At 66.1% G+C, this 22,775-nt stretch carries 17 protein-coding genes; 10 read left to right on the top strand and 7 right to left on the bottom strand.

The annotated features are described in order from the left end of the window. Positions 1 to 48: 48 nt before the first annotated feature. The 3 genes from ACOGI5_RS15060 to ACOGI5_RS15050 all read left to right on the top strand — a co-directional run bounded on the left by ACOGI5_RS15060 (position 49) and on the right by ACOGI5_RS15050 (position 3,727). On the top strand, positions 49 to 1,281 hold the full coding sequence (locus ACOGI5_RS15060) for a glutamate-5-semialdehyde dehydrogenase (RefSeq protein ID WP_419865501.1): 1,233 nt from the start codon (positions 49 to 51) through the stop codon (positions 1,279 to 1,281). Between the two features lie 98 nt (positions 1,282 to 1,379). Continuing rightward, positions 1,380 to 2,261 (top strand): AAA family ATPase, encoded by an 882-nt coding sequence (locus tag ACOGI5_RS15055; RefSeq protein ID WP_419865220.1) that lies wholly within the window; start codon positions 1,380 to 1,382, stop codon positions 2,259 to 2,261. Between the two features lie 29 nt (positions 2,262 to 2,290). Then, positions 2,291 to 3,727, top strand: coding sequence for a vWA domain-containing protein (locus tag ACOGI5_RS15050; protein WP_419865219.1), 1,437 nt, complete (start codon positions 2,291 to 2,293; stop codon positions 3,725 to 3,727). 9 nt (positions 3,728 to 3,736) lie between these two features. On the opposite strand, the gene ACOGI5_RS15045 is transcribed toward ACOGI5_RS15050, so the two are convergent. After that, positions 3,737 to 5,167 (bottom strand): class II 3-deoxy-7-phosphoheptulonate synthase, encoded by a 1,431-nt coding sequence (locus tag ACOGI5_RS15045; RefSeq protein WP_419865218.1) that lies wholly within the window; start codon positions 5,165 to 5,167, stop codon positions 3,737 to 3,739. Next, entirely contained in the window at positions 5,145 to 6,011 is an 867-nt protein-coding gene (locus ACOGI5_RS15040) for a sigma-70 family RNA polymerase sigma factor (protein WP_419855998.1), read from the bottom strand. Before ACOGI5_RS15040 ends, ACOGI5_RS15045 begins: the two co-directional genes overlap by 23 nt. A 353-nt stretch (positions 6,012 to 6,364) precedes the next feature. Between ACOGI5_RS15040 and ACOGI5_RS15035 the strand changes: the two genes are divergently transcribed. Together ACOGI5_RS15035 and rsfS are read left to right on the top strand one after the other, a co-directional pair. Further along, complete coding sequence (locus ACOGI5_RS15035) at positions 6,365 to 6,958, top strand: nicotinate-nicotinamide nucleotide adenylyltransferase (protein WP_419865217.1); 594 nt, start codon at positions 6,365 to 6,367, stop codon at positions 6,956 to 6,958. Between the two features lie 2 nt (positions 6,959 to 6,960). Next, positions 6,961 to 7,380 (top strand): ribosome silencing factor, encoded by a 420-nt coding sequence (rsfS, locus tag ACOGI5_RS15030; protein ID WP_419865216.1) that lies wholly within the window; start codon positions 6,961 to 6,963, stop codon positions 7,378 to 7,380. Between the two features lie 22 nt (positions 7,381 to 7,402). Here rsfS and ACOGI5_RS15025 read toward each other — a convergent pair whose 3' ends face one another. Then, on the bottom strand, positions 7,403 to 8,533 hold the full coding sequence (locus ACOGI5_RS15025) for a DUF3048 domain-containing protein (protein ID WP_419865215.1): 1,131 nt from the start codon (positions 8,531 to 8,533) through the stop codon (positions 7,403 to 7,405). Between the two features lie 180 nt (positions 8,534 to 8,713). Between ACOGI5_RS15025 and galE the strand changes: the two genes are divergently transcribed. Next, positions 8,714 to 9,721: a UDP-glucose 4-epimerase GalE gene (gene galE / locus ACOGI5_RS15020; RefSeq protein ID WP_419865214.1), complete on the top strand. Its 1,008-nt coding sequence runs from the start codon at positions 8,714 to 8,716 to the stop codon at positions 9,719 to 9,721. Between the two features lie 54 nt (positions 9,722 to 9,775). On the opposite strand, the gene ACOGI5_RS15015 is transcribed toward galE, so the two are convergent. Both ACOGI5_RS15015 and ACOGI5_RS15010 read right to left on the bottom strand, forming a co-directional pair. After that, a complete protein-coding gene (locus ACOGI5_RS15015; protein WP_419865213.1) occupies positions 9,776 to 12,991 on the bottom strand; it encodes a glycosyltransferase family 2 protein in 3,216 nt (1,071 codons plus the stop codon). After that, a complete protein-coding gene (locus ACOGI5_RS15010; RefSeq protein WP_419865212.1) occupies positions 12,988 to 14,580 on the bottom strand; it encodes a hypothetical protein in 1,593 nt (530 codons plus the stop codon). Before ACOGI5_RS15010 ends, ACOGI5_RS15015 begins: the two co-directional genes overlap by 4 nt. Positions 14,581 to 14,852: 272 nt before the next feature. Here ACOGI5_RS15010 and ACOGI5_RS15005 point away from each other — a divergent pair, with 272 nt between their 5' ends. Genes ACOGI5_RS15005 through ACOGI5_RS14990 form a run of 4 tightly spaced genes read left to right on the top strand, consistent with a single transcriptional unit; the run spans position 14,853 to position 20,217 of the window. Further along, complete coding sequence (locus tag ACOGI5_RS15005; protein WP_419865211.1) at positions 14,853 to 16,208, top strand: sugar transferase; 1,356 nt, start codon at positions 14,853 to 14,855, stop codon at positions 16,206 to 16,208. Further along, on the top strand, positions 16,205 to 17,212 hold the full coding sequence (locus tag ACOGI5_RS15000; RefSeq protein ID WP_419865210.1) for a glycosyltransferase family 2 protein: 1,008 nt from the start codon (positions 16,205 to 16,207) through the stop codon (positions 17,210 to 17,212). The genes ACOGI5_RS15005 and ACOGI5_RS15000 overlap by 4 nt, the downstream gene beginning before the upstream one ends. A 31-nt stretch (positions 17,213 to 17,243) precedes the next feature. Beyond that, complete coding sequence (locus ACOGI5_RS14995) at positions 17,244 to 18,959, top strand: N-acyl-D-amino-acid deacylase family protein (RefSeq protein WP_419865209.1); 1,716 nt, start codon at positions 17,244 to 17,246, stop codon at positions 18,957 to 18,959. A 34-nt stretch (positions 18,960 to 18,993) separates the two neighbouring features. Further along, a complete protein-coding gene (locus tag ACOGI5_RS14990; RefSeq protein WP_419865208.1) occupies positions 18,994 to 20,217 on the top strand; it encodes a CaiB/BaiF CoA transferase family protein in 1,224 nt (407 codons plus the stop codon). Positions 20,218 to 20,262: 45 nt separating this feature from the next. On the opposite strand, the gene ACOGI5_RS14985 is transcribed toward ACOGI5_RS14990, so the two are convergent. Together ACOGI5_RS14985 and ACOGI5_RS14980 are read right to left on the bottom strand one after the other, a co-directional pair. Further along, positions 20,263 to 21,597, bottom strand: coding sequence for a bifunctional o-acetylhomoserine/o-acetylserine sulfhydrylase (locus tag ACOGI5_RS14985; protein WP_419865207.1), 1,335 nt, complete (start codon positions 21,595 to 21,597; stop codon positions 20,263 to 20,265). A 151-nt stretch (positions 21,598 to 21,748) separates the two neighbouring features. Further along, positions 21,749 to 22,738, bottom strand: a complete 990-nt coding sequence (locus tag ACOGI5_RS14980) for a D-2-hydroxyacid dehydrogenase (RefSeq protein ID WP_419865206.1) — start codon at positions 22,736 to 22,738, stop codon at positions 21,749 to 21,751. Between the last annotated feature and the right edge of the window lie 37 nt (positions 22,739 to 22,775).

Here is a 22,775-nt window from a genome sequence, read left to right as displayed (position 1 = left end):
CACTAGCCTGCTCGGGTGCCTGACGTGGAGATGCCAGTCGCACCGTCGATGACAGTGCTCGGCGAGCGTGCGAAGGCCGCGGCGACCGTCCTGGCACAAGCACCCGGTGCCGTACGTGACGAGGCCCTGCTGTCGGCTGCAGATCTGCTGGCAGCCGCATGCGACAGCGTGCTCGCAGCCAACCGCGATGACGTGGCCAACGCCGAAGCTGCCGGCACGTCGGCGACGCTCATCGACCGGCTGCGGCTCGACCCCGGTCGTATCTCGGCCATGGCGGCGGGCTTGCGCAACGTGGCGGCCCTTCCTGACCCAGTCGGCCAGGTAGTCGACGGGTGGGTGCGGCCGAACGGTCTGGCGGTGGAGCGGGTCCGGGTACCGCTGGGTGTGGTGGCGATCATTTATGAGAGCCGGCCCAACGTCACCTCGGACGCTTTCGGGTTGTGCCTGAAGTCGGGCAACACTGCGTTCCTGCGAGGCTCCGGGGCTGCACTGAACTCCAACATGGCGATCGCCGACGCGCTGCGCGAAGGCTTGGTCAAAGCCGGCTTGCCCGCAGACGCGCTGGTGTTGGTGACCGATACGCGCCACAGCGCAGCCACTGAGTTCATGCAGTTGCGCGACCACATTGACTGTCTTATCCCTAGGGGCGGACCGGCGCTCATCGCCTCGGTGCTCGCCAATGCCACCGTGCCCTATGTCATAGACGGCGACGGCAACTGCCACGTGTATGTCGATGCAGCGGCAGATCTGGACATGGCGGCCGACATCGTCGCCAACGCGAAGCTCAGCCGCCCCTCGGTGTGCAACGCTGCAGAGTCGCTCTTGGTGCACGGCGACGTGGCTGAGGCGTTCCTGCCCCGCATCGTCGACGACTTGGACGGCGTGGAGCTCGTGGGCGACGCAGCGGCACAGGTCATCGCGCCCCAAATCGGTCCGGCCGGCCCCGACGACTTCTCGACAGAATTCCTCGCGCTCAAGATGAGCGTTGCGGTCGTCGATGACCTCGACACGGCAATCGACCACGTCAACCGGCACGGCACGGGCCACAGCGAGGCCATCGTGACCGGAGATCTCGCCGCCGCCCAGGAATTCACTCGTCGGGTGGATGCCGCCGCCGTGCTCGTCAACGCTTCGACACGCTTCGTGGACGGCGAGGAATTCGGATTCGGCGCAGAGATCGGCATCAGCACCCAGAAGCTGCATGCCCGTGGCCCCATGGGCCTTGAACAGCTCACGACCACCAAGTTCGTGGTGACGGGAACGGGTCACACAAGGGGTTAGCCGTGCCGAGAGGTAGCCGCGGCTGCCACACTGTCTGACCGGTTCGGTTTGCCGGCGGCCCGGTACCCACTCTGACATCCACAGGGGAGACACCCAGAATGAACGAGACAATGTTCGGAGACCTCTCGGGTGTCCGTGAAGGCTTGGCGAAAGTCGAATACCTCGCCGACGACGGCATCGCCAGTGTGGTGTTCCTGGCCGAGCGTCTCGGCAAACCAGTCCTCATCGAGGGACCAGCGGGAACCGGCAAGACCGAGCTGGCCAAGTCGGTGGCTGCGATGAGCGGAGCCCGGCTGATTCGCCTCCAGTGCTACGAGGGGCTCGACGAGGCCAAGGCGCTGTACGAGTGGAACTACAAGAAGCAGCTCTTGCGCATCCAGGCCGACCGGGGCGTCGACGCCGAGCACGAGGACTGGGTGGAGCTGCAGGACGACATCTTCCAGGACGAATTCCTGCTCACCCGTCCGCTGCTCGAAGCCATCAGCGCGCAGGACAAGGTGGTGCTGCTCATCGACGAGGTGGACCGGGTCGAGATCGAGACCGAGGCGCTGCTGCTCGAGATCCTGTCGGACTACCAAGTCTCGATTCCCGAGCTCGGCACGATCATGGCAAGCCAGATCCCTCTGGTGTTCCTGACGTCCAACAACACCCGCGAGCTGTCCGAGGCACTCAAGCGGCGCTGCCTGTTCCTGCACATCGACTATCCCGATCTCGAACGCGAGAAGCAGATCGTTCTGACCAAGGTTGCCGGCATCAGCGAGAACTTGGCCGAGCAGATCGCACGCGTCGTGCGCTCCATCCGCCAGCTCGAGCTGAAGAAGGCACCGTCGGTGTCGGAGACCTTGGACTGGGCCCGCACGTTGGTGCTGCTGGGCATCGAGAACATCGATGTCGAGCAGGCGAAGGAAACGCTTCACATCCTGCTCAAGTACCAGTCTGATATCGAGAAGGCCGCCAAAGAGCTGACGGTCGAGGCCTAGACAGCGCTCGGCGGGGACGGAGACCGGCCATGTTGGATCTGCTCAGCGGCTTCGTCGGAGAGCTGCGCAACGCCGGCCTGCCGGTCTCGTTGACGGAGAACCTCGACGCCATGGAGGCCGTCAAGCACATTCCCATCGAAGACCGCGACGCCTTCAAGTACGCGCTTGCGGCCACGCTCGTCAAGAACGAGCAACATTGGCGGGCGTTCGAGACGGTCTTTGAGGTGTATTTCTCGTTGCGCGGGCCGGAGTACAACGTCGGCGACGAGGACGGCAACGGGGAGTTCGATCCAGACAATCTCGAAGAGTGGACGTCCCAGCAGATGCAGGGCATGGGCGGCCGCGGCGGCGGGCAGGACATGTCGCCGGAGGAGATCGCCGAGATGCTCTTCCGGGCGCTGCTCAACGCCGACGAAGCGATGATGGCGGCCATGGCCCGAGCTGCGGTGACGCAGTTCGCGGGCATGGAGCCGGGGCGGCCCGTCGGCGGCACCTACTACCTGTACCGCACGCTGCGCAACCTAGATCTGGACGGGATGCTGGATCGGCTGATCGAGGAGTCTTCGCAGCGCTACGACGGCGAGATGACACCGTTGGCGGAACGGCTCGAACGCGAAGAATTCGAGAACCGCATCGAGCAGTTGAAGCGTGAAATCGAGGCGGAGATCCGGCGTCGCCTCGTGGCCGACCGCGGCGTCGAGGCAATGGCCAAGACGCTGCGCAAGCCCCTGCCCGAAGACGTCGACTTCATGCACGCCAGCCGTGAGGAGATGGCGAACATCCGCAAGGCCATCCAGCCGCTGACCCGCAAGCTGGCAGCGCGCCTGGCGCGCAAGCGCAAGCACAAGCGGCGCGGCCCGCTCGATTTTCGAGCAACAGTGCGGCGTTCGCTCAGCTACGGCGGCGTGCCCGCAGAGCCGCGCTTCCGCCATCCCCGGCCGAACAAGCCTGAGCTCATCGTGGTCGCAGACATCTCGGGTTCGGTGGCAGCCTTCGCCAGGTTCACGCTGCACCTGGTGTACGCGCTGCAGAATCAGTTCTCCAAGGTGCGCTCGTTCGTCTTCATCGACGGCATCGACGAGGTCACCCACATGTTCCAGAACGAGGAGGACATCACCAACGCAGTGCACCGGGTGAACACCGAAGCCGATGTCGTCTGGGTCGACGGCCATTCCGACTACGGCCATGCCTTCGGCGTGTTCTGGGAGAACTTCGGCAAGGATGTGAACGCCAAGTCGACGATGATGTTCCTGGGCGACGCTCGCAACAACTACCACTCGACGAACGCATGGGTGCTCAAGGAGTGCCAGAAGCGGGCTCGTTCGGTGTTCTGGCTGAACCCAGAGCCCCGGTCGTATTGGGACACGGGCGACTCGGTGATCACCGAGTACTCGACCTATACCGACGGCGTGTTCGAGTGCCGCAACCTGCGCCAGCTCGAGGGTTTCGTCGACAACCTGGCCTAGCCGGTTGACCTAGCCGGCTCCATTTCTGGCCGAGGCCAGCAGGTCGGAGGCCAGGAAGGCCAAGTCGAGTGATTGGCGGCCGTTCAGACGAGGGTCGCACATGGTCTCGTAGCGGTCGCCGAGCTGGTGCTGAGCCAGTTCGTCGCTGCCGCCGATGCACTCGGTGACCGCATCGCCGGTGATTTCGAGATGGATGCCGCCGGGCCATGTCCCGGCCGTGGCGTGAGCGGCAAAATACTGGCGGATCTCGGCCAGGATGGCGTCGAAATGGCGAGTCTTGACCCCGTCGGGGGTGCTGAACGTATTGCCGTGCATGGGGTCGCACTGCCATACCACCGGGTGGCCGGCGTCGGTGACTGCTCGCAGGATGGGTTCGTAGCACGCCACGACGTTGCCGGCCCCCATGCGGCTGATCAGGGTCAACCGGCCCGGGATCCGGTGCGGGTTCAGCGTCTCGCACAACGCCAGTGCCTCGTCGGGCGTAGCGGTGGGGCCCAGCTTCGCCCCGATCGGATTGTGCACACCCCGAAGGAATTCGACATGGGCGCCGTCGAGCTCGCGGGTGCGTTCGCCGACCCACAGCATGTGCGCCGAGCAGTCGTACCAGTCGCCGGTGATGCTGTCGGTGCGGGTAAGCGCTTCCTCGTAGCCCAGCAGCAGTGCCTCGTGGCTGGTGTACAGCTCCACCTGACGCATGGCGCTGTCGTCGGTGTCGAGCCCGCAGGCGTTCATGAACCGCAGAGCTGCATCGATGCCGCTCGCCAGCACTTCATAGCGCTGGCCGGCTGGGCTGGAGGCCACGAACTCCTGATTCCAGTCGTGCACCTGCCGCAGGTCGGCGTAGCCGCCCCGCGTGAACGCCCGCAACAAGTTGAGCGTCGCCGCAGAAGTGCTGTATGCCTCCAGCAGGCGGGACGGGTCGGGCGTGCGGGCCTCAGGTTCGAACGCGATGTCGTTGACAATGTGGCCGCGGAAGATGGGCAGCGTCAGGCCGTCGCGGGTCTCGGTGGCCGAGCTGCGCGGCTTGGCGAACTGACCGGCGATGCGGCCCACCTTCACGATGGGCAGCCCGGCGGAGTACTGCATCACCACGGCCATCTGCAGGATCACCTTGAGGCGGTCGCGTATCTGATCTGCAGTCGAAAGCTCGAACGACTCAGCGCAGTCGCCGGCTTGCAGCACAAAAGCCTTCCCGGCGCAGACGTGCCCGAGCAGCTCAGTCAGCCGCCTGGCCTCGCCTGCAAAAACCAGCGGCGGACGCCGACGCAACTCGGCCAGCGATGCTGCCAGAGCGTCAGCGTCGGGCCAGTCGGGTTGCTGGCCGGCGGGCCGTTCGGCCCACGAGCCGGGATGCCAGTCTGGAGCGTGCTGCAGAGATCCGGCGGGGCTGGGCGCGCCGGACGGTGAGGCTGCGTCGTCAGACAGCGTCTGCGTCGGCATCGATGTCTACAAACTCGCCGTCGGCGGCGAGGCTCTGCAGCTCATCGACGGCGCGCTTGACCAGGCGGCGTGCCGCCTCGGCCGTCACACCCAGCTCTTCGCCGATTTCGCGGTAGCTGCGCTGCTCGCCGTCAATGAGGCCGTTGCGTCGCTTGACGGCATATTGCGCCCGCTCGTCGAGGCGGCCGAGCATGGAATGCACCATGGTCTTGCGAGCCGACTCGATGGCGTAATGCTCCGGACCGGGCGCATCGTCACCGATGAGGTCGATGAGGGCGCTGTCACCGTCGTCACCGACCGTCTTGTCGAGCGAGGTGGGCGTGCTGATCCGCTGCAGCCACGCGTTCTCGTCGTCGAGCGAGTCGCTGTCGCCCCCGTTGTGCCGCAGCGCGGCCCGCAACGTGGCAGAACGGTCCGAAGGCAGGCGGATGAGGCTGCCCTTCTGATCGAGCGCGCGCCCGATCGACTGCCGGATCCAGAACGTCGCGTAGGTGGAGAACTTGAAGCCGCGCCGCCAGTCGAACTTCTCGACGGCATGCTCCAGGCCGAGGTTGCCTTCCTGGATCAGGTCGAGCAGTTCCAGCGTCGGAGGCAGCGGATAACGGCGCGCGATGGACACGACCAGGCGGAGATTCGCCCGGATGAAGCGGTCGCGCGCGGCGGCGGCAGTCTGCACGGCCTTGCGCAGTTCGCGCCGCTCGGCCACGGACAGTTCCTCGTCGCTGTCGAGACGCGTCCTGGCATCGCGTCCTGCTTCGATCTGCTGGGAGAGCATCCGCTCGTCTTCTGCGGTGAGCAGCGCCACCGCGCCGATCTCGTTCAGGTACTGGCCAACTGAATCCATGACATTCGCTCCAACCGGCAGGGGGCAGCCGGTTCTTCGTCTTCGGTTGCATGCCGCCCTGGCATGCCACCCGGCGGGGGGCACCGGGTATGTTCAGCCCTCGCAGGACTGCGGCAGTCCTCACTCAGGCGTGGCACCGCCGTGGTGGCGGGGCCGATCTTGCTTGTACGCCCGCATGCGATGCCAGGCCCGAGAACCCGGACCTTGCGCAGCACTGCGTTGGGCGGACAGTCAAAAATAGCACATGGCGCGTGACGCGCGCAAACAGCCGCTACCGGGGCTTGCTGATCGATGCAGTGGTACCCCGGTGAGCGCTGCAGAAATGATGTGTGGCGTGACTCTACACTGCTGCGGTGCCGCCGCGACAAGCGATCTTCGGGGGCACGTTCGACCCTCCCCACGCCGGTCATGTTGCCGCCGCGATCTGCGCGCGAACCCAGCTCGACATCGAGCTGCTCCACATCGTTGTGGCGAACGATCCGTGGCAGAAATCGGCCGAGCGTCTCGTCACGCCTGCGCATCACCGGTTCGCCATGGCCCTGCTGGCCTTTCGCGACTTCGACGGCATGGTCGTGAGCGATCTGGAGCTCCGGCGAGGCGGACCGACCTACACCATTGACACGGTCTCGGAGCTCGAGCAGCCTGGCACCGAAATGCTGCTGGTGATGGGCCCCGCCGCAGCGCGCGGTGTCTCGACTTGGCACCGTGCCGCCGAGCTCGCTGAGCGTGTGAGCCTGGCTGTACTGCAACCGCGTGGCGCGCCGTCCGTCCATGTCGAAGGCTGGCGTTCCGAGACTGTGCTCATGGAACCGGTCGAGGCGTCAGCCACGTTCGTGCGCGAGTTGTTGAGTCATCGTTCCGCTCAGGAGATCCCCCCTCAGGCAGCTCAGCTCGTACCGCCGGCCGTCATGAGCTACATCGTCGAGCACAGGCTCTATTCTCCGTGAACGTGGCATCGGTTCCGCAGGCGTCCCCGGCCTCTTCCGGGGTTCACGCCCTCCAGCGGGATCCGATCAACTCAGGCGCCGGTGTGCCGCCGCTGGTGCAGGCCGCGGCAGTCGGCGCCGCGGAGATGTCCGCCGAGCGCATCGTGGCACTCGATGTGGGCGATGTACTCGCCATCACCGATTGGTTCATCATCGCGAGCGCTCCCAATGCGCGACGCGTGCGGCGCATCGCCGAGCTGATGGAAGTGCACGTCAAGGCGGCCGGAGGGCCCGGACCGATCCGCACCGAGGGGCTCGACGAGGCGCAATGGGTGCTGCTCGACTTCGGTGAATTCGTGGCGCACGTCTTCCACGAGCCCAGTCGCGAGTACTACGACCTCGAGCGACTGTGGTCGGACGTGCCGCGCCACGAGTTCGACTGATCGACGGGTTGGGCCGACCGGCTCAGGGGGCGATTTCCGCCGTTCCGGCTCTTGCGAGCGAGATCCACGTGCGCCCGGGTGTCAGCGGCACGATGAGGGCGTTGTCGGAACGGAACACCGTGACATCGAGTTCCGACAGGCGCTCCCAGGTGCCTCGAACCAGCATGCCGTCGCTGAAGATCCAAGCCTCACCGCTGCCAGTCAGCACCGGCTCCGGGGTGGCAGCGTTCGCTGGGCTCTGGCGATACCGCACGAACTGCACGATGACGTTCTCTGGTGCGATGCGCACGCCGTCGAAGTCGGTGTGGTCTTTGCCGTTCTGCGTGCGAGCCCATCCGTCAGCGGCTGCATCCCAGCGGTATGACGCCTTGATCTGCCCGTAGTCAATATCCACGCCGCTGACCGCCGTGCCCCGCGACAACGGTTCGCCCTCAGCGCGGAACCGGAAGTACTTCGGCGGCGTCCTGCCTTCGGCTGCACCTGCTGCGTAGATGCGAGCGGTATCGGTGACGAGATTGTGAGGGGCGTTCTTCTCCGGCGAGCGTTCGAACACGCCCTTGGCGATGGCGGCCCCGTCGATGATGGCGATGGCGTCGACTCGGCGCAGGGCTCGCGCGGTGTAATCGTTGGCTCCCGAGTTCACGAAGATGGGCCGGTTGAGGTTCGACAGCAGTGCAAAGTCGCCGGTGCGAGCCGATCGGACAGGGCCGACTATGTCGGCATTGGTGGAATGGAAGATCGCTGCGAATCGCGTGAGACGGGCTTCGACGAGTTCCTCGTAGACGACATCGGCATGGTTGATGCCCCACTGCGGCAAAGCGCGGGGGTGATTGTCGATCTTGACGACTGCGGCGGGCCGGAGAATCTCGGTGGGTGTCGGCAAGCCGGTGAACGGGGCTGTGAATTGCGGCGCTGTGGTCGTGATGGGGGCAGCTGTCTCTGTGACGGCCACCGAGGTGACTGGCGCCGTGGTGGCCGGCGGCACTGTGCCGGCGGATGGCGCAGCGCTGGTCTGCGGTGTGATGGTCGGTGCCGGACCGGCAGTCGGTGCGGGCTCGGCCTCGTGCGTTTCCGGCGGCACCGTGATCTGCGAGCACGCAGTCAGCATCAGTGCTGCGAGCCAGGCCGCCCGGCGCAGGGGTCGACGTGTCATGCCGGCGAAGACGCTGGTACGGCGGCACGTCCCGGCCGCGCCCGGATGGCCTTCGGCGAACGGTTCGCGGACGTGCTCCAAAGATCTGCTCCTTGACATGTGCAGCAGGGCCACCGCGGCCATCCGACCGAACATTCACCATACCGGTCGCCTGTTGCGGGAGGGTGGCACACTGCCCCCATGACCACACTGGTGACCGGCGGGGCCGGGTATGTGGGAAGTCATACCGTCGTGGCACTCTGCGCCGCCGGGCGGGAGGTGGTGATTCTCGACGATTTCTCGAATGCCAAGCACGGAGTCGTCGATGCGCTTCGCGCCTTGACCGGAACACAGCTCGACGTTGTCGAAGCCGACGCGGCCGACCGGGGCGCCATCGAGCAGATCTGTCGTTCTCGCGACATCGATTCGATCATTCACTTCGCAGCGCACAAGAGCGTCCCTGAGTCGGTTCTCGAGCCGCTGCGGTACTACCGGAACAATCTTGCATCGACGCTGACGCTGGCCGAAGCTGCACTTGAGCGAGGCATTCCGCGATTCGTGCTGAGTTCATCCGCTGTCGTGTACGGGGGGGCCGCCGAACTGCCGGTGACCGAGACGTCTCCGCTGGCACCTGAGAGCCCCTATGGAGCGACTAAGCAGATGTGCGAGCGCATTCTTGCTGACGCCTCCGCCGACTCGCGAATGCGGTCGGTCTTGTTGAGATACTTCAACCCCGTCGGCGCACACCCGTCGGGGGACATCGGTGAGATCCCGCTCAGCGAACCGCAAAACCTGGTGCCGGTGGTGATGGAGGTTGCGTTGGGCACGCGCGCCAAGCTCCAGATCTTCGGAGATGACTACGACACTCCTGATGGCACCACTATCCGCGACTACATCCATGTCATGGACCTTGCCGAGGGACACGTTGCCGCTCTTGAAGCCGACTTGGGCTCCTGCACCAGCCGCGCTTTCAACCTAGGCACCGGCGTCGGCACGTCAGTGCACGAGGTCGTGCGAGCGGCCTCGGAGGTGACGCAGCGGGAGATTCCCTTCGATGTCATTGGGAGGCGGCCAGGCGATCTGGCTGAATCGTGGGCTGACTGCCGCCGGGCGGCAACGGAGCTCGGATGGAGCGCCCAGCGGGAACTCAAGCAGATGCTTGGGGACCATTGGCGGTTCCTACGCAGGCACTCGAGCGGTACGTCCTGAAGCGCGCGACAGCATTCAGGGCGCTGCGCGACAGCATTCAGGCTGCTGATGGTGTCAGAGCCCGGCGAACGCGAGATCACGCCCGTCGCGGATTTCCTGTGCTTGCTCTTCGAAGTAAGCGTCGTCGACACCCCAGGTATGCGAGTCCCCATGTCGCACCAGCACATATCCCTTGCCGTGGGTTCGGTAGAGGCGACGCCCGCTCGCGGCAACGTCGTCGATCAACGCCTTGTCGACCCCTGATGGAATGTCCTGCCAGCCGAGGACAGAGTCGAGGTCGCTGCGGGAGATCATCATTGCGCCGCCGGCCAGGCTGAGTTCGGAGCTCAGGCGCTCAGCGCCGCCCCGGAAGCGCTGGATCGTGCGGTTGCTGCGTTCGAGATAGACGTACTCGGCGGCCTTGCCGACGAGGCATGCCCCTGAGAATTCGTGGGCGAGCACGAGATCCCACAAGTGCTCTGGACCGTACAAGTCATCGTCGTCGAACTTCGTGATCAGATCCCCCGATGACGCCGCAACCGCCTCGTTGAGCACGGTGCCGAGCGGAGCGGAACGCGGTACGGGCACTGTCTTGCTCGAGAAGGGGAGGCGCTGGCGAAGCACGTCGATCTCGTCGTGGTCGAAACCTTCGCCGTGCAGGGCCAATACCAGCTCGACATGTGGGTATGTCTGGATCGCCACGCTCGTGATTGCTGTGTCGACCAGCGATGGTCGGCAGGTTGCCAGCAAGACCGAGACCATCGGCAGCGGGGGCGCCTCAAGCTCTGCCACCGCCAGCACTTGGCGGGCACGCGCCCGCAGCGAGTGCTTCCGCAATGCCTCGCGTCGCATAGCGATGCTGTGGGACTCTCGTTGCTGCTCGCTGAATTCTGGGACTGCAGGATCTCTCATCAACGCATAGAGATCGGGTCCCAGCATTTCTCGGAGACTCGGATCCTCATCGATCATGTGAACCACCACGCCGCATGCTGCGAGAGTGGCCAAGGATGCTGCGCGGCGACGAGTGCTCTCATGGAATGCCGCAGTGTCGACGACGTGGTGGAACCGTCGGCAGGCCAGAATCTTGTCGGGGTTCGCGGTCTTGCGGATGTCCAATTCATTCGGCAAGAGCCGCGCGGGACCAAGCGCCGCCGACGTCTTTCGGCAGTCCATCGTCCAATTCACCGGATTGACCTGCTCCGCGTCGAAGGCTGGTACCTGCGAGGCGGGCTCCAAGTCAGCCATCTTGATGATTCGCAACTCGACGTCATCGGCTTGGGGAGGCCGATCGTGCTCGCCGTCAATGAGCAGGACTCGCGCTGCAGGTCCGAGTTCGTCATCTACCCGGCTTGACGCTTCGAAGAGCTGGCTCGCCGTCGGTCCGCGCGCCACGAGGTGCGGTCCCAGCCGGTACGCGGCGGGTCGGATCCCAAGTGTCGACGGGCCGAGTGCTCGGCGCGTTCTCCACATGGTGCGCCGGGATGCGCGCCTGGCCCAGCTCTGTGCACGCAGGGTTTTCCACATAGTGCGTCTCGAAGCGCGTCGAGCCCAACTGTGTGCACGCAGGGTCTTCCACATAGTGCGTCGGGAAGCACGCCGAACCCAACTCTGCGCGCGCAGGGTTCTCCACATGATCCATCTCGCGGCTTGACGGTGCTTCCAAGCGATCCAGCGCACACGCCATGCGAGCGCCGCGCCGACCCAGGTCCCGACGGCCTGGGCAAGCCGCATCGCGTCCCCCGAGCTCCGAACCTGCAGCGCCTGCCGAGACAGGCTTCGGGACATCTCGCGAACCCTGTCGAGTCGCGCTGCGGCGGAAGGCCGAGCGATTCTTCTTGCTGCGGCGGCCTGACGACGATCAGCCCGTGCACTGGATGCGGCTGCGCGCTGTCGGTGTGGCGTCACACGGGCCGCTGGGCTGGGCTGCGCTCTGCCGATCAGGGGTGCCTGCTCGACTCTCAGCTGCTCGGCGGTGGCGTCGCTGCCTTGATCGCAGGGCATGCCCGTGCGCGCGGCTCGATGCACGAGACGCGCTCGGGTCAACGAGATCGACGTGCCGTCCGAGAGATCCAATTGGGTTCGGGAGGCCGACTTGAGCGACCGAGCCATTCGCATCAGATCGTCCGGGGCCAAGTCGGCACCCGCAGGCACGGCGATGTGAAAGGCGGCAGCGGCGAACGCCTCCGCAGCGCCGCCTTCGGGCCCCAAACGCACACGCGCGTCGCCGGCGACGAGCCGACGGAATCGCTCATATCCCGCGCTGTCACCCCGGCACCGCTGAGGGGATTCGTCAACCCAGACGATGAGGTCGTGCAGCGTGCTGCCCAGTATGCGCTCGACCGTCTCGAGCAATGTCTCGGGGTCGGCGTCACCGGGCACCACGGTCACCAGATACTGCGGCACCGAAAAGCTCCGACCGGGCTTTGCCTGCCGGAAGCCGTGGTGCGCGATCAGCTGCGAAATCTTGGCGCGTTGCAATTCCAAGCTGGCCTTCTCGCCGCTGCTCGGCGCTGCGCCCGGACCTTGATGCCAGCACATCGCGTCACGTGCTGGGACGAGCACACCACCGCGTGTGAAAGCGCGGTAGCCGAACTCGGTGTCCTCGCACCCCCACTGGGTGAATGTCTCGTCGTAACCGCCCACCAGTTCGAAGAACGAGCGGGACACGCCCAGATTGCCCCCCGTGACGACACGGAAGAGGTCATCAGCGTCAGACGTGAGATCATCGGTGCGCGCCATGTGGAACTCGATCCATTCCGGCCGGTCGACGGCGCGACCCTTGAACAGCTCCGACAGAGATCCTTTCCGGTTCCTGACGCCGCCTGCGTCGATTCCGGCAACGTCGACGTGCGCTCGAAAACCGAGAGTCAGGACGTCGCTGGCGGCATGGTGCCAACGCGCATGTTCAGCCAGCCAACCGGCTTCGGGCATCATGTCGCAGTCCAAGAACACGATGATGTCGTGCGAGGCGGCCCGGACACCGGTGTTGCGTGCGCGTGCAAGGCCGAAGCCCAGGTCTTCCTGATGCACGACGCGGATTTCGAGCGGGGTTGGCGACGGCGCCTTCAACGGCTCACGTGAGCCGTCGTCGACGATGACAATCTCGAACAGATCCCGGGGGTATGTCTGCGTCTCGAGCGCCGCAAGCGTGAGTGCAAGGGCGTCAAGCGCCTCGAAATACGTGATCACCACGCTGACTGGGCGTTCAGGAACGAAGGCATCCGCTGGGGGCACAGGGAGCGAACGCCAATCGTTGCCTCGTACGTCGGCGGGCGGCACAGGCTGGTTCACTTCGCCAACTCAGCAGCAGTGATCAGCGTGTAGGACTCGCCGACGGCCAGCGCTCGCGCAATGGCGCTGTCGGGCACGAAATCAGGAATGCGGTCGTTGCGGAGAAGTATGAGATCGGATGCGACGACTTCGTCAAGTTTGCTCTCGTCCAGCGACCACACGGGGAGATCAAGATAGTACGACGCCCAGCGGGCTGTCGATAGGCCCGACGTGATCCACACCAAGTCGGCATCGGTGATGTCGGGAGCGGTCGCAAGAGCTTCCTCGACTACAGCACCGGCGTCGGCTGGGTCCGTCAGGTAGAAGTCCCTCGTCGGCCCGGCCACGACGAGTACCAATGTTGCGATCGGGAACACGGCCGCCGCGAGGCCGAGTGGCCAACGCAACTTGGCAGCAGGTCCCCGGAGCGTTCTCCGAGCGGCATCGATGAGCGCAGCCAACCCGATGATCGTGGGAGCCAGCCAGGGAAAATTCCAGAGACGATGGATCCACGCGCCCTGCTGGAAGACAAAGGTCAGCGACGCGGCGACAGCGAGCGTGATCAGAGCAGGGCCACGGGTGCGACGGTCGACGAATGCGGCCACCAGCGCCGGGAGCAGCAGCAGCCTCAGCCACCAAGAGGTCATGAGTTCGTGGCTCGCGAAGCGCCACTGACGCGCCAGGAACTCCCCGAGGCTGAAGTTCCGTTGCTCAATGGCCGTCGAGACGTCGGTTCCCGTGCGGAACGCGACTCGTTCACTGAGTTCGGATACATCGGTGGCGTTGAGCAGCCACGCTGCTGTGAGCAGTCCGCCGGCGACTGCCCCGGCCAAGATCGCGCTCAGCGCCGGTGACCAGCCGAGACGTACCAACTGGCCAAGGCTCCGTATGGGCTGAGAACCCAGTTCGCTCTCTTTTCGGCGTCGTTGGATCGTGCCCACGAACAGCCACGGCACCAGCAATCCCAGCGACGCGATGGCTATCCACGAATGCAGTGCGGTGAGCGCAGCGAGCGCAGCGGCGCCCGCCAGTGCCCAGCGCGGCGGTTTTTCGATCTGGCGCAATCTCGCCACCGTGGCGGTGACGGCGAGGAGCAACGAGAAGCTGATGCCGTGCCGCGCGAAGACATAGAAGAAGCCTGTGCTTGCCATGACCATCACGGCCAGCAACGCCGGTCCCCAGCTCACTCCGACCACGCGCAGCAGCGCTGCCATGAGCGCCACTGTGGCTGCGCCGATCAGAAAATCGGTGATGCGCAGCGCCGGGAGATTGTCGCCGAGGACACCGATGGAGGCGATGGTGATGAACAGCCTGAGCGGCGGATGGTGCGCATAGGTAACGGCGTCCAACGGCGGTTCCGAGCGAGGTGGGACATCGAACTCGGCGCGGATGTACGGATCCATGATCGCGCCGAATCGGGATTCCATTGGTCCCAGCTCCCAGAAATTGCGAGCCTGGAGCCCCGCCCGACCGAAGATGCGGCCATCGTCGCTGTTGCCGAGCGGCAAGTCGAGGTCTGGAGCCCACAGGGCCAGCACAGCGAGACAGATGATGATCACCGCGGTCCAACCTGAGAACAGGCGTCTCAGGAGTTTCTGCCGTGTCGTCATTGCTGGCCCCTGGATCCGGGTCGGCCCGGTCGGGGAAGAACGATCGAGCGGACCGCAGCCTGCCGCAACGAGCGGCCGAGAGAGCGCAGCGTAGCCTTGGTGCCGCGTTCGCCATCGGGAGGTTCATGCGCATCGGCCCCATTCCGGAAACTGCCGAAGGAGACCGGCGCGACGTTCGGGGTACTGGGCCCGCGCCGGCCGGATCGGCGCGTGGCAATGGCGCAGGCGACCGGGCGGCGCCGGTGAGCCTCAGGGCTCGCGATCACGCCGAAATGCCTGTCGAACGTGCGTACGCCGCGAAGTCAGGTGCGCCGCAGTCGTACCAGTCGAGCCGATTCCGATTCCGGGCTCTGTATGTCGTGGACGCCGTGACGTTGTTCGCCTTGATGGTGGCCATCACCGTGGTGCGTTTCGGCCTCGACTGGCCGACATACCCGCGGATGCACTACCTAATCGGATTCGGGGTCGCCACCTTCCTGCACATGACCGTCTACTACTTCGGCGGCCTCTACGAATTCGAGCAACGTCTGGGGCATCGGCCATGGCTGCCGCGCGCCATGCTCCTGACCTTCATGGCGGTGGGCGGCGACGCTACGGTCACGTTGCTGACAGGCCGCTACCTGATGCCCAGGGCGAACCTGGTCGTGCTGGCAGTGGCGGGCGCCGTGCTGATCTCGTTCAATCGCTGGGGTGCACGTCGCGTGCGCCTGCTGCGGTTCGGCAGGCCCCGGATGCTGCTGGTGGGTTCGGCTGCTGACATCGAGTCCGCTGCCGAGCACCTTGCTGATGCCGAGGCCGACGCAGTGGTTGCGGGCAGCCTGACGGACCCTGCGCTGATCATCCCCGAGGCAGATCGGCTCGACGTCACCGAGCTGCTGCTCCTCTCAGGCCAACCACTCGAGTCCATCTATCCCGAGCCGCTCGGCGAACTGGAACTGCGCAATGTCGCCGTGTTCCGGCGGATCACGCCGGCGGACACATTGCTCGGACTGCAGCGCAGCCGCCAGATCGGGGGCATGCCATTCGTCGCGCTCCGAACCCACGCGCTGCCAGCGTGCCGCCTGCGCTTCAAGCGGCTCCTGGATCTGGCGTACCTGGCGCTGCTCGCCCCGTTCGCACTGCCGCTCACTGCCGCAGTGGCCGTCTACGTCAGGATTGTGGGCGGTCGGGGAGTGCTGTACCGGCAGGAACGAGTAGGTCGCGGCGGGGCGCCGTTCGTGCTGCTGAAGTTCCGCACGATGGCGCGTGATGCCGAGTCTGACGGCCCGGTGCTGGCAGCCTCGAACGATCCTCGTGTGATGAGCGGAATGGGTTGGCTGCGCCGCACCCGTCTCGACGAGTTGCCGCAGCTGTGGAACGTGCTGACCGGCACGATGTCACTGGTGGGGCCCCGGCCCGAACGTCCGCAATTCGTCGCACGGCTCGAGAGCGAGATCGCCGGGTACGGCCGGCGACACGACGTGCCGCCCGGCATCACGGGGCTCGCGCAGACGCAGGGTCATTACCAGACCGATCCCGGCTACAAGCTCGGCCACGATCTGCAGTACGTCGTCAACTGGTCGCCGGTGCTCGACTGGGAGATCATGGCGAAGAGCTTCGTGGTCATGGCTCGGCGCAACGCCAGGTGAGCAGCAACGGCGATCTGCCCCTGGTCTCGGTGGTGATTCCAGCGCGTCAGTGCGCTGCAGAGGTGCCCGGCTGTCTCGATGCGGTCAGCGCGCAGACGTATCCCGGGCCGATGGAGGTGATCGTGGCGACGGCACCCAGCACGGATGACACTGAGGCCGTGGCGCGGCGCCGGGCGCACACCACGGGCTCGGATGTTCGGCCGGTGCGGCCCATCCGAGTGGTCTCGAACCCGGCCGGTACCACGTCGTCAGGTCTCAATCTCGCGATCAGTGCGGCAGACGGCGAGATCATTGTGCGAGTCGACGCCCAAGCGAGACTCCCAGCCGACTACGTGGAGCGAGCAGTGGCGACGCTGCAGCGCACTGGCGCAGCGAACGTCGGCGGTGTGCAGCGGCCGGTGGGCCAGGGTGACCTGAGCCGAGTCATCGCCGCAGCGCTGTCGTCGCCTCTTGGGGGAGGTCCGGCCGCTTTCCGGCGGGGAAGCGATGAAGGACCCGTCGACACGGTGTACCTGGGCGTATTCGATGCTGCCGCGCTCGCTTCTGTCGGCGGGTTCGACGAGACGCTGGAACGCAACCAGGACTACGAGCTGAACTGGCGCTTGCGAGAGCAGGGCCACGTGGTGTGGCTGGACCCGAGCTTGGTGGTGGAGTACCAGCCGCGGTCGAACTGGGCAGGCTTGGCGCGCCAGTACTTCGAGTATGGCGCTTGGAAGCGTGTGGTGATCAGCCGCCACCCGCGCTCGATGCGGCCGCGGCAGCTCGCGGCGCCCGCACTGGTTGTGGGCCTGGCGGTGTCGGTGTTCGAGCTGGCGCGTGGTCGCCTGCGCGGCGGCATCTTGCCGGCCGCGTACCTCGGTGCGTGCACGCTCGCCGCGGCCCGGCTGCGTCAGCGTCTTCCTTCGGCCGGTGATCGATTGCGCGCAGCTTGTGCCTTCGCCGTCATGCACCTCTCGTGGGGCGCTGGTTTCTTGCGCAGCGGGCGAGGCAGCCGGGCCCGGTAGCACCGTCGCACCACTCAGTACGCTCACTGCCATGGCTGACGTCGTGATCCGCAACGGGACTGTCGTTGACGGGAGCGGCGGCCCGCCTCGTACCGCCGATGTCGCCATGGACAACGGGATCGTCGCCGACGTCGGCGAGGTGACCGGCCGGGGTCGCCGTGAGATCGACGCCGAGGGCCACCTCGTGGTGCCCGGCTGGGTGGACATTCACACCCACTACGACGGGCAGGCCACCTGGGATCCCGAGATGACGCCGTCGTCGTGGCACGGGGTGACCACCGCGATCTTCGGCAACTGCGGCGTCGGCTTCGCCCCGGTGAAACCGGGCACCGAGGACTACCTCATCAACCTGATGGAAGGCGTTGAGGACATTCCGGGCACTGTCCTCGCCGACGGCATCGATTTCTGCTGGACCAGCTACCCCGAGTACCTCGACGCGCTCGATGCGACACCGAGGGTCATGGATGTCGGCAGCCAGCTGCCCCATGGCGCGCTGCGGTTCTTCGTGATGGGCGAGCGCGGTGCCGATCATGCCGAGACGCCGTCGACCGAAGAGCTCGAGCAGATCACCGAGTTGGTCATCGAAGCATTCGAGGCGGGAGCACTCGGGTTCACCACCAGTCGAACCACCAAGCACAAGGCCGCGGACGGCCGTCTCACGCCGTCGCTGTCGGCAGGCGATCCAGAGCTCGCCGCAGTCGCCACCGCGATGAAGCGGGCCGGAGCCGGGGTGCTGCAGGTGAACTCCGACTTCGGGCCCGGTGAGTTCGCAACACTGCGGGCCGCAGCCGAGTTGTCAGGCCGACCGCTGTCGGTGCTGCTGCTGCAGGTCGACAACGCACCGGAGCTCTGGCGGGAGACCCTGTCTGAGATCCACGCCGCGAACGCAGACGGTGTTGCAGCGAACGGGCAAGTGGGCTGCCGCCCGATCAGCGTGCTGCTGGGGCTCGACGTGTCGGTCAATCCCTTCGGCAATCACCCGGCCTACCGCGAGATCGCTCACCTGCCGACAGCGCAGCGAGCAGCCCGCATGCGCAACGACGAGACGCTGCGGCGGTCACTGGTGGAGGACCGTCCGGCTGACGGCTTCAGCAAGTGGATGGACTACGCCCTCACCCGTGCCTTCGAGCTGGGCGACGTTCCCGACTACGAGCCTGAACCGGGTGCCTCGGTGGCGGCCCGGGCGGCCGATCTCGGCGTCAGCCCGTGGCAGCTGGCACTGGACCTGCTCTCGGACGGTGACGGCGACGCCTTGCTCCTGTATCCCTTCGAGAACTACACGGGCGGCAGCCTCGAGGTGATCCGCGAGATGCTGGCGGACCCCTACACGATCTGCGGGATCGGTGACGCCGGCGCCCATGTGGGCACGATCTGCGACGCGTCATACCCCACGTACCTGCTGACTCACTGGGCTCGCGATCGCACCCGGGGCGAAGGCCTGCCCTTGGAGTTTCTCGTGCACAAGCAGACCCGCGCCAACGCGCTCGCCTACGGGCTGGCCGATCGCGGTTTGCTTGCACCCGGCTATCGAGCCGACATCAACGTTGTCGACTTCGACGCACTGGGCGTGGGTCGGCCCGAGTTGGTGTACGACCTGCCGAGCGGCGGCAAGCGCCTCATCCAGAGATCGATCGGTTACCGCCACACCTTCGTGGCCGGGACCGAGGTGTCGGCCGACGGTGAGTTCACCGGCGCCCGTCCCGGGCGGCTCGTGCGCGGTGCCCAAACGGACCCGGCGACTCACTGAGCCGGTGGGCGCTGAGCCAACGAGTGCTGGGCCAGTGAGTGCTGAGCCGGTCAGCACAGTGCCGACGCCTGGAGCGGATCCAGCTGCTCAAGCGCTTCCGCTCGCGGGCATCGTCGTACTCGATCTGACGATTGCGCGTGCGGGGCCCACCGCTGTCCGCCAGCTCGCAGACTGGGGTGCTGACGTCATACGGGTGGATGCACCTATCGACGGGTTCGAGGAAGGCCGCGAGATATCGCCCGACCACCTGAACATCCATCGCAACAAGCGCTCTGTGGTCATCGACCTGAAGCACCCATCGGGCCAGGAGCTGCTTCATCGGCTTGTCCGCTCGGCCGACGTGCTGATCGAGAACCTGCGACCGACGGTCAAGTACCGGCTGGGCTTCGACTGGGACACCCTGCACGCCGTGAACCCGACCCTCGTGATGGGCTCCATCTCGGGATTCGGCCAAGACGGTCCGTATGCCACACGGGGCGGCGTGGATCAGATCGCCCAAGGTCTCGGCGGGATGATGGCGGTCACGGGGCTGCCCGGCCACGGCCCGGTCCGTGCGGGCGTGGCGATCAGCGACGTGACTGCTGGCCTTCAGCTCGCAATCGGCGTGCTCGTGGCGCTCATCGAGCGATCACGCACCGGCGAGGGTCGCTGGGTGCACACGTCGCTCCTTGAGTCCATGATCGGCATGCTCGACTTTCAAGCGGCTCGCTGGACGGTGGCGGGGGAGGACCCACCTCAGGCCGGCAACGACCATCCCACGATGATCCCGATGGGCACCTACGAGGCGGCCGACGGGCACATCAACATCGCAGCGCCCGGTGGGCGGCTGTGGCGGGCGTTCTGTGCCGAGATCGGCAGGTCCGATCTGCCCGATGACGAGCGTTTCTCATCGACCAAGCTGCGTTCGGCCAACCGGAATGAGCTGAACAAGCTCATCAGCGAACGGCTCGCCACCGCAAGCAGCGACGAATGGGTGGAGCGTCTCAATGCCGCAGGCATCCCATGCGGGCGCGTCAACAGCGTGGCCGAAGCCTTTGCCGATCCGCAGGTTCAGCATCTGGGCATGGCCGCGCCCGTGCATCACCCGGTGATGGGCGACATCCGCATCGTGCGCAATGCCACCCAGATCGACGGGGTGCCCGGTGACATCCGGCGGCCCAGCCCCGCGCAGGGCGAGCACACCGACGAAATCCTGACCCAATTCGGTCTGGAGCCCGCCGAGATCGCCGCCCTGCGCGACGCTGGCGCCGTCCGCTAGCGATGGCGGCCGGCAGTGCTCGCCGGCCGCAGTGGGCGTTGAGCCCTAGATGCTGGCTGCCGCCTCGAAGCCGATGTCGAGATCGGCGATGATGTCGTCGATCGTCTCGATGCCGACCGAGAGCCGGACCAGGTTCGGCTCGACGCCGGTGTCCGACTGCTCCTGAGGAGTCAGCTGGCTGTGCGTCGTGCTCGCCGGGTGGATCGCCAGGCTGCGCACATCGCCGATGTTGGCGACGTGGCTGTGCAGCCGCAGGCTCTCCACGAACTTCTGACCGGCCTTGATGCCGCCGTCGATGCCGAAGGCCAGCACCGATCCCGCGCCATTGGGCAGGTACTTGCGTGCACGCTCGTTGTACGGGCTCGACTCCAGCCCCGCATAGAGCACCCACTCGACCTGCGGATGACCCTCGAGATAGTCGGCCACCGCCACGGCGTTGGCCACGTGCCGCTCCATGCGCAGCGACAGCGTCTCGATTCCCTGCAGGAACAGGAAGGCATTCATCGGCGAGACAGCAGCGCCGATGTCCCGCAGCAGCTGCACCCGAGCCTTCAGGATGAAGGACCCTGCGCCGAGAGCGGGCCAGTAGGCCAGCCCGTGGTAGCTGGGATCGGGCTCGGTGAACATCGGGTGCCGACCCGAAGCGCCGAAGTCGAACGTGCCGCCGTCCACGATGAGGCCGCCGATCGACGTGCCGTGACCGCCGATGAACTTCGTCGCCGAATGGACCACGATGTCGGCCCCGTGTGCCAGGGGCTGGCACAGGTAGGGCGAGGGCACCGTGTTGTCCACGATCAGCGGGACATTCGCGCTGTGCGCTGCGTCCGCGACTCCCTCGAAGTCCAAGATGTCGTTCTTGGGATTGCCGATGGTCTCGCCGTAGAAGGCCTTCGTGTTGTCGCGCACCGCGCCACGCCAGGAGTCGATGTCGTCGGGGTCCTCCACGAAGGTGACCTCGATGCCCATCTTCGGCAGCGTGTAGTGGAACAGGTTGTAGGTGCCCCCGTACAGCGATGGGCTCGCGACGATGTGGTCGCCTGCCTCCGCCAGATTGAGGACCGACAAGGTCTCGGCCGCTTGGCCCGAAGCCACTGCCAGCGCCCCCGGAAGCCCGACCGCCGTGCGCACGCCGCCCTCGAGCGCGCTGATGCGCTCCTCGAGCACGTGCTGGGTCGGATTCATGATCCGGGTGTAGATGTTGCCGATCTCCGCCAGCCCGAACAGGTTCTGAGCATGTTCGGAACTGTCGAAGGTGAACGACGTGGTCTGGTAAATGGGCACCGCGCGGGCGTTGGTGGCGCTGTCAGGCGCTTGGCCCGCGTGGATCATTCGTGTCTCGAATCCCAGCTCGGTGAGTGGGTCTGTGGGTGTTTCGCTCATGTTGAGCTCCATTTCGTACGCCCCATAAGGCGGGCTATGCCTGACCCGGCGGGATTGCCGAGCGCGCAGCACTGTACCGGTAAAACCCGACCTGTCCAGTCGGATTTTCTGTGACAGGTCCGTGTCGGATTTTGAGTGGGTTTCGGGAGGGTCAGAATCCGGTCTGCTTGTCCACGACGCCTTCGAGCGGGCGGCCCTCTCGCAGGGCGACGAGATTGCGGCAGAAGCGCTCCAGGTTGCGCCGTGCGCGGTGCTGGCTCGCCCCGGCGGTATGCGGGGTCATGACGCAGTTGTCGAACGCCCACAGGGGGCTGTCCGGCGGCAATGGTTCCACCGGTGCGACATCGAGAGCGGCCCCGCCGATCCTGCCCTCAGCCAGGGCACGCTCCAGCGACGGACCGTCAATGATCTCGCCACGGGTCACGTTCAGCAGGATGGCGCCGTCGGGCATCGACGCGAACATCTCGTCGTCGAACATGCCCTTGGTCTCGGCGGTAAGGGGAAGTCCCACGGCCAGCACGTCGCTGGTGGCCACGATGTCACCCAGCGACTCAGGCCCGCCGACGGCTTCGACGCCCTCGCCGGGCGGCACCGGGTACAGGTCCATGGCCTGCACATGCATGCCGAACGCGGCGGCACGGCGGGCGATGTGCCGGCCCGTGCCGCCGAATCCCAAGATGCCCATGGTGAGACCTTCAAGTTCCAGCTCGCTGTAGCGCATCTGTTCCCGGAGGTCGTTGTCCCACCCATCCGGGCCGAGTTTGACCGCCGTCGCGATGCGCCTGACCAGCGCCAGCAGCAGACCGAACGCGTGGTCGGCCAGATGGCTGCCGACGAGGCCCTTCTCGCCGGTCAGCACGACGTCGCTGTCGAGGAACTTGGGGTACATGAACATGTCGACACCTGATGCAGTCGCGTGGATCCAGCGCAGCTTCGGGGCGGCATCGAACAGCCACTCGGGCACGATGCCGAGGATGACCTGTGCGTCGGCGGCCAGCGGAACCCCGTCCCGCAGCCGGTCCACGATGTTCACGACCGCGCCCGGCCCTGCGGCCTCGCGGATGGCGGCCTCATCGTCGGGACTGACATCGGGCAGCGTGAGTGTCTTGGTGACCAGCACGTTGAGCGGCCCGTCAGGCACCTCGAGAACGGTCGGGCCGGGGAGCCCAGAGTTCGTA

It is taken from the genome of Candidatus Poriferisodalis sp. (assembly GCF_965208925.1).
Taxonomy (GTDB): Bacteria; Actinomycetota; Acidimicrobiia; order Acidimicrobiales; family Poriferisodalaceae; genus Poriferisodalis.
The sequence above is the reverse complement of the archived record's forward strand: the minus strand, read 5'-3'. Positions and strand labels throughout refer to the sequence as shown.

What these genes read in the sequence shown, in the direction of transcription:
- ACOGI5_RS15005 (WP_419865211.1), top strand. Translation starts at nt 14,853, where the DNA reads ATGCCTGTCGAACGTGCGTACGCCGCGAAGTCAGGTGCGCCGCAGTCG.
- ACOGI5_RS15010 (WP_419865212.1), bottom strand. Translation starts at nt 14,580, where the DNA reads ATGACGACACGGCAGAAACTCCTGAGACGCCTGTTCTCAGGTTGGACC.
- ACOGI5_RS15055 (WP_419865220.1), top strand. Translation starts at nt 1,380, where the DNA reads ATGAACGAGACAATGTTCGGAGACCTCTCGGGTGTCCGTGAAGGCTTG.
- ACOGI5_RS15060 (WP_419865501.1), top strand. Translation starts at nt 49, where the DNA reads ATGACAGTGCTCGGCGAGCGTGCGAAGGCCGCGGCGACCGTCCTGGCA.
- galE (WP_419865214.1), top strand. Translation starts at nt 8,714, where the DNA reads ATGACCACACTGGTGACCGGCGGGGCCGGGTATGTGGGAAGTCATACC.
- ACOGI5_RS15040 (WP_419855998.1), bottom strand. Translation starts at nt 6,011, where the DNA reads ATGGATTCAGTTGGCCAGTACCTGAACGAGATCGGCGCGGTGGCGCTG.
- ACOGI5_RS15045 (WP_419865218.1), bottom strand. Translation starts at nt 5,167, where the DNA reads ATGCCGACGCAGACGCTGTCTGACGACGCAGCCTCACCGTCCGGCGCG.
- ACOGI5_RS15025 (WP_419865215.1), bottom strand. Translation starts at nt 8,533, where the DNA reads ATGACACGTCGACCCCTGCGCCGGGCGGCCTGGCTCGCAGCACTGATG.
- ACOGI5_RS15050 (WP_419865219.1), top strand. Translation starts at nt 2,291, where the DNA reads ATGTTGGATCTGCTCAGCGGCTTCGTCGGAGAGCTGCGCAACGCCGGC.
- ACOGI5_RS14995 (WP_419865209.1), top strand. Translation starts at nt 17,244, where the DNA reads ATGGCTGACGTCGTGATCCGCAACGGGACTGTCGTTGACGGGAGCGGC.
- ACOGI5_RS14985 (WP_419865207.1), bottom strand. Translation starts at nt 21,597, where the DNA reads ATGAGCGAAACACCCACAGACCCACTCACCGAGCTGGGATTCGAGACA.